At 58.4% G+C, this 12,572-nt stretch carries 8 protein-coding genes and 1 tRNA gene; 4 read left to right on the top strand and 5 right to left on the bottom strand.

Annotation, left to right across the window (positions count from 1 at the left end; translation table 11 throughout):
* Window positions 1–61: 61 nt before the first annotated feature.
* Both NML54_RS03315 and NML54_RS03310 read right to left on the bottom strand, forming a co-directional pair.
* Window positions 62–925: a FadR/GntR family transcriptional regulator gene (locus NML54_RS03315; RefSeq protein WP_254755898.1), complete on the bottom strand. Its 864-nt coding sequence runs from the start codon at window positions 923–925 to the stop codon at window positions 62–64.
* A gap of 241 nt (window positions 926–1,166) precedes the next feature.
* Window positions 1,167–2,840 carry an L-lactate permease gene (locus NML54_RS03310; RefSeq protein ID WP_254755897.1) on the bottom strand — a complete coding sequence of 558 codons (1,674 nt, stop codon included), beginning with the start codon at window positions 2,838–2,840 and terminating at the stop codon, window positions 1,167–1,169.
* Window positions 2,841–3,684: 844 nt separating this feature from the next.
* Between NML54_RS03310 and NML54_RS03305 the strand changes: the two genes are divergently transcribed.
* Genes NML54_RS03305 through NML54_RS03295 form a run of 3 tightly spaced genes read left to right on the top strand, consistent with a single transcriptional unit; the run spans window position 3,685 to window position 6,768 of the window.
* Window positions 3,685–4,479 (top strand): (Fe-S)-binding protein, encoded by a 795-nt coding sequence (locus NML54_RS03305; protein WP_254755896.1) that lies wholly within the window; start codon window positions 3,685–3,687, stop codon window positions 4,477–4,479.
* Between the two features lie 16 nt (window positions 4,480–4,495).
* Window positions 4,496–6,124 carry a LutB/LldF family L-lactate oxidation iron-sulfur protein gene (locus NML54_RS03300; protein WP_254755895.1) on the top strand — a complete coding sequence of 543 codons (1,629 nt, stop codon included), beginning with the start codon at window positions 4,496–4,498 and terminating at the stop codon, window positions 6,122–6,124.
* Window positions 6,124–6,768, top strand: a complete 645-nt coding sequence (locus NML54_RS03295; RefSeq protein ID WP_254755894.1) for a LutC/YkgG family protein — start codon at window positions 6,124–6,126, stop codon at window positions 6,766–6,768. Before NML54_RS03300 ends, NML54_RS03295 begins: the two co-directional genes overlap by 1 nt.
* A 253-nt stretch (window positions 6,769–7,021) precedes the next feature.
* On the opposite strand, the gene NML54_RS03290 is transcribed toward NML54_RS03295, so the two are convergent.
* Window positions 7,022–8,581: a molybdopterin-dependent oxidoreductase gene (locus tag NML54_RS03290; RefSeq protein WP_254755893.1), complete on the bottom strand. Its 1,560-nt coding sequence runs from the start codon at window positions 8,579–8,581 to the stop codon at window positions 7,022–7,024.
* Window positions 8,582–9,311: 730 nt separating this feature from the next.
* Window positions 9,312–10,754: a cation:proton antiporter gene (locus NML54_RS03285; RefSeq protein ID WP_254755892.1), complete on the bottom strand. Its 1,443-nt coding sequence runs from the start codon at window positions 10,752–10,754 to the stop codon at window positions 9,312–9,314.
* A gap of 352 nt (window positions 10,755–11,106) precedes the next feature.
* On the opposite strand from NML54_RS03285, the gene NML54_RS03280 reads away from it, so the two are divergent.
* Window positions 11,107–12,240, top strand: a complete 1,134-nt coding sequence (locus NML54_RS03280) for a hypothetical protein (RefSeq protein ID WP_254755891.1) — start codon at window positions 11,107–11,109, stop codon at window positions 12,238–12,240.
* A gap of 174 nt (window positions 12,241–12,414) precedes the next feature.
* Here NML54_RS03280 and NML54_RS03275 read toward each other — a convergent pair.
* A tRNA-Pro gene (locus NML54_RS03275) sits at window positions 12,415–12,488 on the bottom strand.
* Window positions 12,489–12,572 lie beyond the last annotated feature (84 nt).

Below are 12,572 nucleotides of genomic sequence, written 5' to 3'. Positions count from 1 at the left end.
GGTCATTCTTCCGGGGCACCACCCTTTAGCTATGTGGGTTTATGCGATTGAGGGGCGAAGCCTAGCCGGCGTGAACGTCTTCATCATGTACGTTCTCGTGGCACAAATCCTCGTGCAGAATATCCCGCGCCGGATGCTGCCGCGCCCGCTCCTCCGCAGCACGGTCAGACAGCGAATAAAACCACGTAATGTGCTCGCACACCCGCTCATAGGCTGCCTGCTCATCGTGAGAGGCAACTGCCTCAATAATGCCGTAATGTTGCTGCTGCAACGTGCGCTTGACCTCCTCCCAATCCTTCAAGAAAGGAACCGCCTCCTGCACATAACTCATCGTCGCCATGTGCAAAGAGTCAATCACCGTATCAAGCACAATATTGCCGCCAAGCTTCGACAGCTCATAGTGAAAACGCGTATCGCAGAAATGGAAACGCTCATCGCTGATCTGCTCATCCATCTCTGCCAGATGCACGCGTGCCCGCTCCAACGCTGCTTCACGCTCCGGAGTGTCGGGGGCCGCTGCCGCCGCACGGGCGGCGGGGCCCTCCAACAGCAGGCGGGTTGAGACAACATCCTTCACCGGCAGGCTACGGGTCGCAATATGCATGCGCAACGCCCAGCTGAGCGCATCCGACGGCTCCGAAATGATAATCGCACCCGACTTCGGGCCCGAACCGGTACTGGAACGAATCAGACCCAGCGCGTTCAGAACGCGCAGGCCCTCACGCACCGAAGGGCGGGAAATACCGTGCCGCGCCGCCAGCTCACGCTCGGAGGGGAGCTTATCGCCCACACGCAGCTCACCCAGGCGCAGGCGCCGCTCAAAGTTCTCCAGGATGATGCTGTAGCTGCGGTCCGCCAGAATCGGCTGGCGGTCAACCGCAGGGGGCGCCTCAGCAGGCTGGGTGTCGTCATGAGAACGAGGCATAGTCTCTCCTGATAACGAGGCTGATAACGAAAAGAAATACCCTGTGTTTGAGCTAAATCAGAGATATTTCGGGCTATTCGTTGAGTGGTCAGGGCATATTGGGTGGTCAGGGCATAAAAAGCGGGGCGGCGGAACCGAGAAGGTTCGCCGCCCCGCCGTGGCCTCCGGAAAATACCGGGGCGAATGTCCTATGGTCCTTGAGGTTTTCACCTCAAGAACTTTCTAAGGGGTGAGCCTCAGATTAGGGAATCATGAAGGACAGAACGTTGGTCTGCAGGAAGACCAGGATGCAGACGAACAGGAGCATAGCGAAGGACCAGGGGAGGACAGCCTTGAGGATGTCGGATTCCTTGCCTTCCATATCCACGGAGGTAGCAGCAATAGCCAGCGACTGCGGGGAGATCATCTTACCGACCACACCACCGGTGGTGTTAGCAGCCAGCATGAGCTCGGGGGTTGCGCCGTGGATACCTGCGTGCTGCAGGTTCTCAGCGGCAGACACCTGCAGCTTGGAGAACAGTGCGTTGGCGCTGGTGTCCGAACCGGTCACAGCGGTACCGATCCAGCCCAGAGCCGGTGCGAGGAACGCGTAGACGGTGCCCAGGCCTGCCAGGAAGGTACCCATGGCAATGGTCTGACCGGAGAAGTTCATGACGTATGCCAGTGCCAGAACCGAAGCAATGGTCAGGATGGACCAGCGCATGCGGTAGACAACGGAACCGAACTCGGTGAAGATTGCCGGGAACTTGAATGCGTAGCGGCCCTTCTCGTTGAAGAAGAAGTAGACGACAGCAACAACCAGACCGGAGATGATCAGCAGGGTGCCGGGGTTGGACATCCACGCGAAGTTGTAGACAGCGTCCTTGACGGGCTTGCCGTCAGCGGTGACGAGGCGGGAGCTCAGAGCCTGGATATCAATCTTGATGACGAAGCTCTTCAGCCATGCCTTCAGGCCAGCGTGCAGGTTAGCAACACCGAAGATTGCAACGACGATGACGTAGGGCAGCAGTGCCATCCAGACGCGAACGGCGGGCAGAGCTTCCTTCTCTTCAGCCTGTGCGGGCAGGCCGTAGCGTTCACGAACGCCTGCGACGCCGCGCGGCTTCCAGAACTGCAGGAAGATCACGGCAACGCCCATGGAGACGATGCAGGCAACAACGTCGGTCAGGTTGTATGCGGGGGTAGCGGCGGTGACCCACTGTGCGATAGCGAAGGAAACGCCGATGACCAGTGCGGGCAGCCAAGCGTCCTTCAGGCCCTTCATGCCGTCGAGGATGACGAGCAGGATGAGCGGAACGAGCATTGCCAGGAACGGAGCCTGGTGACCAACGATGGTTGCGATAACGTGTGGGTCCTTGCCGCCGACTTCACCTGCGGTGGTAATCGGGACAGCAACCGCGCCGAATGCCACGGGTGCGGTGTTAGCGAGCAGAACGGTGATAGCAGCCTTGAGGGGCTTGACGCCCAGTGCCAGAATCATGGTTGCGGTAATTGCAACGGGAGCGCCGAAGCCAGCCAGTGCCTCGAGCAGACCACCGAAGCAGAATGCGATGAGGATAGCCTGGATGCGCAGGTCGCCGCCGCCGAGGCGGTCGAAGACGCGGCGCAGGTCTTCGAATCGACCGGAGAGAACGGTGATCTGGTAGAACCAGATGGCGCCCAGAATCACCCAGCAGATGACCAGGCCGTAGATGGCGCCGCGGACGGCGCTCAGGCCGGCGAGGTCAGCGGGCATGTGGAAGCCCAGCGCTGCTACGAGGATGGATGCTGCCAGTGCCACGAGTGCGGACCAGTGAGCGCGTGCCTTAACGCCCAGTAGCATCACAAAGAAGGTGAGGAGGGGAATGGTTGCCACGAGCGCGCTGAGGCCGAGGCTACCTCCCACTGCATTGGTTACAGCGGTATAAGTTTCCACTGGAACTCCTTTGGTTCAGGGTGTGTTTTGTGTGTGGTCAGACCATAGATAATTCCGTTGGGGGAACGAGTCGTTGTTTCCCATGAGGGGATGTGGTCAGACCATTGATCGCATGTTTAGAAGAGTACCGGATAGTGGGGTGTTTCACCAAAAGTGACCTGACTCATTTTCGTGACTAAGGGGTGTTTGGTGGGCTTGTACCCTGTGAATTTACCGAAATATTGCGACTCTGACAGTTAATGCCAGCTTCTGAAACTCGGATATTTCTATGGGCGCAAAGAATTGGGTGCATGAGTGACCGCTTTATCTATTAGGGAACCTTCAACTGCGGGCACGTTCTTGAAAAGAATGTTGCGTTAAAGAGGATTCGCCCCACAAAACAATCATTAATGCTTCAGAAAGGCGGATTTCTAGGGGGGTTAGCTGCCGAAGATGTGCGTTTGATAAATGTTCAATAGTTAAAGGGGCATAGGGGGTGGGGCGAGGGTAAAAACTAGACGAGGTCATATGTGCCGAAAGGTAGGGGAGCGTACCTTAAGGTCAGGGTGACCTAACCTATTATTTAACAAGGAAAGTATGCGCTATTTCGACTAGAGAAAAGCCTCACAACGGTGTTAAATGACAAGGAAGATAAAAGACATCACCACGGTTTCTGATCCCACCGCATCCCACCTCCACTTGGGGCGCGCACACCAGCCGGAACCTACCGGCCCAGCTTCCCCGGTTCACCTCTTTGAACCGCAGTATACGGAAGACCGAACTTGTTCGGACTGTGCCCCGCCTGCCCCAGACGCAGGCGGTGAGACCGAGAAACTCTGAAACACAGAGGAAAGGACGGAAAGTCATGCGCATTGCACTCTTCTCCACGTGCATTGTTGACGGCATGTACCCCCGCGTAGCACGCGCCACCGTCGAAATTCTTGAGCGCCTGGGCCACGAGGTTGTCTTCCCCCCGAACCAGACCTGCTGCTCCCAGATGCACGTCAACTCCGGCTACTTCGATGACGGCTACGAAGTCATCAAGAACCACGTCGAAGCATTCGACTCCTGGGACTGGGACGTTGCTGTTGCACCCTCCGGCTCCTGCGTCGGCTCCCTGCGCCACCAGCAGGCAATGGTTGCCCGTAGCCGCGGCGACGAGGCACTGGCTCTGAAGGCAGAGCAGATTGCTTCCCGCACCTTCGAGCTCTCCCAGCTACTGATTGATATTCTCGGCATCACCAACGCCGCTGAGCAGCTCGGCTCCTACTTCCCCGAGCACGTCACCTATCACAGCTCCTGCCACGGTATGCGTATGCTCGGCCTGGGCACCCGCCAGCAGGACCTGGTCCGCACCGTTGAGGGTATCAAGTACACCCAGATTGAGGGCATGGACCAGTGCTGCGGCTTCGGCGGTACCTTCTCCTTCAAGAACGCTGACGTCTCCGGCGCAATGGTCAACGACAAGGCAGACAGCGTTGAAGCAACCGGTGCATCCGTCTGCACCGGCGGCGACTGCTCCTGCCTGATGAACATCGGCGGTGCGCTGATGCGTCGCGGCTCGAACGTACAGACCATCCACTTCGCAGAGATTCTCGCATCCACCAAGGAAAACCCGCTCAAGATCACCTCTGAGCGCGTTGAGCTCTCGATCGCCTAAGGAAAGATAAGACCTCATGACTGCTATTCAGCTTGGTATGCCCAAGGTCGTTCACTACGGCGAGGGCAATATTTTCGAAGAAACCCCCTTCCCCAAGTACGCGAAGGAAGAGCTCAAGAACGAGCAGCTGCGCGCCAACCTGCGCTTCGTGACCCACGCGATCCGTAACAAGCGCGCCAACGTCACCAGCGAACTGCCCGACTGGCAGGAACTGCGTAACACCGGTGAGTCCGTCAAGAACTACGTTCTGGCGAACCTGCCCGAGCTGCTCGAACAGTTCGAGCGTAACTTCACCGCCGCAGGCGGCCACGTGCACTGGGCACGCAACGCCACCGAGGCAAACCAGATTGCTCTGGACCTGATCCGTGAGCAGGGCGTGGACGAAATCATCAAGATTAAGTCCATGGCAACCGCAGAGACCGGCCTGAACGAATTCCTCGAAGAAAACGGCATCAACGCTATCGAGACCGACCTCGCGGAAGAAATCGTCCAGCTCGGCCACGACCGCCCCTCCCACATTCTGGTGCCCGCAATTCACCGCAACCGCCGCGAAATCCGCGACATCTTCCTGCGTGAAATTGAGGGGATTAACCCGGACATCACCGATGAGCCGGCAGAACTGGCAGAGGCATCCCGTAACCGCCTGCGCCAGAAATTCCTGAGCACCAAGGTTGCAGTTTCCGGTACCAACTTTGGTATCGCAGAGACCGGTACCCTGACCATCGTGGAGTCCGAAGGTAACGGCCGTATGTGCCTGACCCTGCCCGACACCCTCATTACCTTCATGGGTATTGAGAAGATTCTGCCCACCTTCCAGGACTACGAGGCATTCCTGCAGCTGCTGCCCCGCTCCTCTACCGGTGAGCGCATGAACCCCTACACCTCCATGTGGACCGGTGTAACCCCCGGTGACGGCCCGCAGAATCTGCACGTCATCCTCATCGACAACGGCCGTACCGCCGTTCTGGCTGATGAGCTGGGTCGCCAGGCACTGCGTTGTATCCGTTGCTCCGCTTGCATGAACGTGTGCCCCGTGTACGAGCGCGCAGGCGGTCACGCCTACGGCTCCACTTACCCGGGCCCCATCGGTGCGATTCTGTCCCCGCAGCTCTCCGGTATCGAGGCTGCAGAGAACAACTCCCTGCCGTACGCATCCTCCCTCTGTGGCGCATGCTACGAGGTCTGCCCCGTGAAGATTAACTTCCCCGAGGTCCTCGTGCACCTGCGCGCTAAGGATGTCGAGTCCAAGCACGCTGTCCGCGAGTTCGAGGGCAACAAGAAGGCTCCCTTCTCGCAGATGGACGGCATGATGCTAGGCGCGAAGAAGCTCTTCACCTCCGGCAAGATGATGTCCATTGCAGAGCGTGGTCTGCCCATGTCCCGCCTTATTACTGGCCGCAAGCACAGGATCACCGCTGTTCCCGGTATCGTCGGCGGCTGGACCGCTTACCGTGACATCCCCGAGCCCCCCAAGGAATCCTTCCGTAACTGGTGGAAGAAGGAGAAGGATCAGGCTCCGGCACGCGATAACGCTGAGCGCGTTGACATTCAGGCCCTCATCGAGGCTAACAAGGGTAAGGCAGCTGAAGCGGCTGCAAACGCTAAGGCTGCTCAGGAAGCCCGTGAAGCTAAGGAGAACAACTAATGTCCTCTGCTAAGGAAGATATCCTCGCACGTATCCGCTCGTCCCTGGCTGACGCACCCGTCGCCCCCGAGCCCGTACGTAACTACCGCCGCGTCAGCGAGCTGAACGAAGAGCAGACCATTGAGATGCTCGTCGACCGCCTCATTGACTACAAGGCAAACGTGTTCCACGCGAACAAGGAGAACATCTCCGAGGTCATCGCAGAGCGCCTGGGTGAAAAGTCCACTTACGTGGTTCCCGAGGGCCTGAACATGGAGTGGCTGCCGGCTGACACCGCTGACCGCAAGCGCGTCACCGACTCCGGTAGCACCCTCAAGCCCGGCTGCCTGAGCCTGGAAGAACTGGACGCAGTTGACGCTGTGGTGACCGGTTCGACCGTCTCCTGCGCAGAGACCGGCACGATCTTCTTGAACACCAATCCCGATGAGGGTCGCCGCGCCATCAGCCTGGTGCCCGACCACCACATCTGCGTGGTGCCCCGTTCCACCGTGGTGGAGCTGGTTCCCGAATCGATTGAGCGTATCACCTATACCCGCCCCGTGACCATGATTTCTGGTCCGTCGGCAACCAGTGATATTGAGCTGATCCGCGTGGAGGGCGTGCACGGCCCCCGTACCCTGGACGTCATCATCTACGACGCCTAAGGTAAAGCGCCAGAAGGCAAACCTCTAAAGAAACCGCCCGAGAGCTATGGCTCCCGGGCGGTTTCTTTATGCCCTTGGCTTCTAAACTTTTCAGATCTGTAAGAGCGGTGGAGAAGATAAGCGAACGGTGGCGGGCTCATGTTTCCCGCCACCGTTCGGTGCTTTATGCGCTTGTTCTATCGACGCGCTACCCTAGCGGAGCCGCTGAAGGCTCTACCACAGTGATGCCGCAGTGGTGCCTCCGTGCGGGTGCTTAGGCGCGTGCGTCGAAGTGCTGCAGACCGGAGTCCTCGCGGCTACCACCTTGGCCATCGCCAACATCGTGGTAATCCTTGATCCACTCGATCTTCTGAACCCACTTGACCATCTTGTAGCCGTGCATGGAGTCCGCACGCAGACGGAGCGGGCCGCCGTACACATCGGGTAGAGGCTTGTCGTTCATGCCCCACGCCAGGATGGTCTCATCTTCCATCGCCATGGAGATGTCCAGGCACTCGTAGTAGGGTTCGGTCGGGCGGCCGTCGTAGGTGTGGCCCACGTGGCCGAAGGAGGTCACCATAACGTAGCGAGCCTCGTCGGTCTTCTCGACCAGTGCGAGAACGTCGCGCAGGCGCACGCCCTCCCACTTGGCGATGCCGGTCCAGCCCTGCATGCAGGTGTGCATGGTGATGTTGACTTCCTTGCCCAGCTGCTTGAGCTCGTCAATACTCAGGGACTTGGATTCCTTCACCAGACCGCCCAGCTCCAGGCGGTAGTCAACGAACTCGTGCTCCTTCAGGCGGTTCCACTCGGTGCTTTCACGCTCGGTCGGCGGGCGAGTGTTGACCCAGTGGAAGGGCGAAATATCGGCATCGGTGAAGGTCTTCTTCTGCACCTGACGGGAGGTGATACGGTCCAGCAGGACGTTACGAATCGGCTGGGTCAGACCCCAAATGAAGGTCTGAGTGAATCGCAGGTCGCGCAGGGACCAGTACGAAGCGAAGAGCCACAGCGCCACAGCGAAGACAATGCCGCCAATGAGCATGGTGACTGCCTGAGCGAACTGTGCTGCGTCCACCTCGTTATACGGCTTGTTCAGCATCATGTGGGCAATGTTGTACTGGGGGTGAACCACGAACACCAGCGCCACGTGAATGACGGTGAAGACACAGTAGAACGCCATGCCCAGGAAGTGGATGGAACGCGCGGTCTGGCGGTTACGGAAGAGGCGCACGTAGCCGGGGAAGCGGCCGCAGAATGCCGGGCTCATAATCGGGCCGGTTGCAATCATCAGCGGTGCCACGATGAACACCACGGTGAAGTACATAATCTGCTGCAGAGCGTCGTACGGCTGGAAGTGCTCAATCGAGGGAATCTGGAAGCCAGCGTAAATCTGGATGGATTCCCACGCCTGCGGGATGATGTCCCAGCTGGTCGGGACGATGCGGCGCCACTGACCGGTCAGGAATAGCAGGGAGACATAAATCAGACCGTTAGCAATCCAGATGACGGTGACCAGAGCGTGCCATGCGCGACCCAGACCAATCTGGGCATTACCGGGCAGAGAAATCAGGGGAGACAGGGTGCGCTGGTCATCGCGCGCCGTAAATTCACCGGGGGTGGTAGAGACCTTGTCCTTGGTGAACTTGAGCCACTCGGAACCTGGGGTACAGTGGTTGTTCCAGTACAGGCGGGGGTGAGAGGCGAGGACTTCCCAACCTGAACGAATCAGGAAGCCCATCATAATGAAGTTGATGAAGTGCGTAATTCGGAGCCAAGCCGGGAAGTCCAGCTCTACGCCACCAGTGCTCGCGGTGAGGAGTAGTTGGTGCATGATATTTCCTTGCGAAATGACTGTGTGTGCAGACAATCTTTAGGATTCAGTGCGAGGCCTTGAGATGCGAGGTTAGAAATAATTACCTTTCTGACCCATATAATCCTCCTCCGTGGTTGAGAGCCGCCGGGGGTATCGTCGCGGATACTCCCGAAAGGGGCGCCTCCCGTGTGTGAGAGGGGAGGTGCTCCAGCTCCCGCTGGGGCGGAAGCGACTCTGTGTATGTATGTTGGTTTATGTGTGTTTTAGGGAAATTCCCTGTCCGCTTTCAATTTTATATGACAAAGTGTCAGTCGAGAAAGCTAAGACACGTCATGTTCTGTAATATTTGCATAAAAAATCCGAATTTAAGGAAAATTCTTATCTTCCCGGGGTTTATAGGGTCATTCGGGTGCAAAAACATACCGCAGCCTCAAGAGAGGAGGCGGTGGGTTTTAATCCTATATGTGGGATAAATGTTGGTTTGCAGGGCTTTAACTCCCTGGTATTGTGTGGTTTTGGAAAATTAATCCTGCATAAGGTTACGGCGACTGTAAGCGAGATTCTCACTCAAACCGGTTCGTAACCCGCCCTTGAAACGCCGAACGCAACCGTACCGTAGCTGCTGCTAGATCTCTACAGAACCCGTATTTTCCGCAGAACCCTTACGATTCTTTGCCCCAGCCCGAGAGGCTGCTCGAGACGCAACGCTAGAACCAGCGGAAGCGCCCGTAGCCTCGGCAGAGCCGGGCTAATCATCAGCCGGGGATTCAGATTCGGGCTGGATCTCGGAGCCAGGCTGCGATTTCAAACGAACCACCGGAATCATGCCCGTGGCAAGCTTCGTCTGAGCATTACGCTGAGCCTTCAACGCATTCATCTGCTCCTTACGGCTCGGCTCCTGCTGAATCGGCTGGCCAGAACTAAACGCCTGACAAATACCCAATGCCCACAGCGGGAACAGCAAAACCGTCAGCGCGCCGCCGGCAACCAGCAGTGACGCCGTGGACTCCTCCACAAGACCCGAACTGGTTGCAACCTCCGTCACCGCGACAATAATCGGCAGACCCGCAGCCGAATACAACGCCAACTGCGCCTTCTGTGAGTGAGTAGTCAACCCCGAACGGGTATCGAAGAAATGCTCCGCCAAAAGAACCGGAACGCCGCGGCACAGCAGAATACCCACCACTACGGCAAGCAGCCCCAAAGGCTTAGCCACCACAGCAGAAACATCAATGCCCATACCGCTGACCACAAAGAATAACGGAATCATGAACGTAAAACCAACCACCTCAAGGCGGCGAGTCATCATATGCAAAGCCGCCGGAGGGGTCAGAGTACGCAAAATCAGGCCCGCCGCAAAGGCGCCGAGCACCGCATCCAAATCAAAGAGGGCAGTGCACATGATCAAGGTCGCCAGCAGGAACATCGCAAGACGCAGAACCGTCTGACCGGTCGTATTCGCCTCCGCAGCCATAATCTGACGCAGACCCGGCACATGCGCAAACAGACGGTGCGGAATCAACGCCACAATCACCGCAACCACCATAAACGCCAGCAACACCACAAACGCCATGCCCGGCGAACGAGAAGACAGCAACAACGAAATAGCGAAAATCGGCAGAAGCTCACCCACAGCACCGTGCACCAGCACCGCATTACCCACCGGCGTACCGGCAGCACCGTGAGACTTCAACATTGGCAACAGCGTGCCCAACGCCGTGGAACTCAACGCCACGCCCACCGCAATATACGTATTCAGCTCATGTGAGAACGACGTAATAACCGCCGCACCCGTCATACCCAAAGCAAAGCACACCACCCACGTGGCAATAGCGCTATAACCCTGACGGCTACGCAACGACGACACGTTAATCTCAAAGCCCGCAATCAAAAAGAGCATACCCAAGCCCAGCTCCTTCAGCAGCGGGATACCGCCCTCACTGCTGGCAAGGTTGAGCATATTCGGGCCAATAAGCAGACCAAAAATGAGCAGGAAAACCACATCAGGGATCTTCTTACCCGTCAGCCGCGAAAGAATCGGCGACAGCAACGCAACCAACGTAATCCAGAAAATGGATACAAACTGGCCGCTATCATGGCTCGACCCTTCCGGCAGAGTCGTACCCGAAGCAAGAAGAGCATCAGAAGCCCCCAAATCCGTCACGAAAAGCGGGGAAAAAGTCGAAAACATAAAACCTCAACGTGGTGTATGCACAGGATGGGGCACGTACAGGAAAGTAACCGGGGCAAAGCGCCCGCCGGATGACCCCACCTTTAAGAACGTACCAATGGTACACACCCAACCCCACACAACAACACTCACCAACAGGGCAAGAAGCTTCAGCCCGCAGCCGACAGAGAAACGGTATGAGAGCAAAACCTCTGCGCCGCCACCCGAGCAGACACAGCTTCCACCGTTACACTTAACACCTATGCCAGCGCATCCGACACACACCACCGGATGCGGCAGATACCCTGGCAAGGAACATGCCCCTGGCGCGGGCACACAGACTCTCAAATACGGCACTACAAGGAGCGAGGACATGGCAGCAGGGTGCACTCAACCGATCCCCACCGTCAGCAGCGGGGCACGCGTCGCCCCCCTCGGAGGTACCCGACGCGACCTCGGGCTCGACTTCGCCCGCGCCTTCGCCGTGCTCAGCCTGCTCATCCCCTTCGGATACTGGCTGCAACTGATCCCGGTGTCCTGGAAGTTCTGGATCCCGCAGACCCTCGTACCGGCAGAGCCGCTCTTCGCCGCAATCCTGGGCGCAGCCGCCTGGCGTTACGCCCGCACCGCGAACTTCCCGCAACTCTTCGCCGGAACCATAGTGCGATTCCTGGCGCTGCTTCTGCTGGGCGTGGCACTCATGCAGGGTATCACCTACCTGCCTCAAGCCGGCGTGACCGTACAGGCGCAGGGCTTCGCATACTCCCTGCCCTTCGACATGCTCGTGCACCTGGCGCTGCTCACCCTGCTAACCCTATTCATCGTGTACCTGCCCCTGTGGGCAGTCGCCGTGCTGGCGGTGGTCACCAGTCCCTTCATCACCTGGACCTACACCCTCCTCATGGACGTAGCAGCCCAAGCCGATCAGTGGACCGCCGGGCAGCTGCCGTTCCTCGCAAACCACGGCGTCAACCACGCGCAGAGCGCGCAGCTCATCTGGGTCATGTGCCTGGGAATCGTGCTCGTGCGCCTCTACGATAACCTGCAGGCAAAGCTCGCAATCCCCGTAGTACTCGCTGTGCTGGTGCTCGCCGTCTACCGCACCTTCAACCCCTACACCGAGCTGGGCTTCATCAACAGCCCGCAGGTGCTGCTGACCCTGAACCTGGCGGCAACCCTATACTTCTGGGCTGAATGCGCGCGCCTGCTCTCCGTGCAGGCGGGAATGCTCACCCCCATCGCACGCCTGGGCCAGATGTCGCTGAGTGCCTCCATCGTGCTGAGCGGAATCATTATTTACGCCGGCCCCACCGTCAAAGCTCTCACCGCGGGCGAGCACTACATCGCCACCGGAGGCTGGGGCACCGCCGTGTACTGGAACGCCTTCCTGCTGCTCGGCGCCGCAATCGCCCTGGGCTTCTGCGCCCTCTGGTCGCGTATGGCGCGCTCCATAGCCGGACGCGGCCCCTTGGAGGCGATTCTTGCCCTCATCTCCGGGCGCGGCTAGCCCAATCTGAACTCGATACGAAAGCGACCCCTCCCTGCGTTCCTGCGCGGGTCGGGGGTCGCTTCTATATACTCAAGATCTGCAACAGAATCTGCGCCAGAGTTTGCCTAGGAATCTGCAACAGAAATACTACGGGTACGACAAAGCCCCGGTCCAGTGGACCGGGGCTAGCAGTCGGGATGACAGGATTTGAACCTGCGACCTCGTCGTCCCGAACGACGCGCGCTACCAAGCTGCGCCACATCCCGATGTTGACCTATCAGCGAATACTGCAGGCAACTCACCCAGGATAACCCAAAAAAAATCAGAACGCAACACAGCGGCACAGCACC

Source organism: Rothia gullae (genome assembly GCF_024294905.1).
In the GTDB taxonomy this organism is placed as follows: domain Bacteria; phylum Actinomycetota; class Actinomycetes; order Actinomycetales; family Micrococcaceae; genus Rothia.
This window is presented reverse-complemented; position numbering and strand designations above follow the sequence as displayed.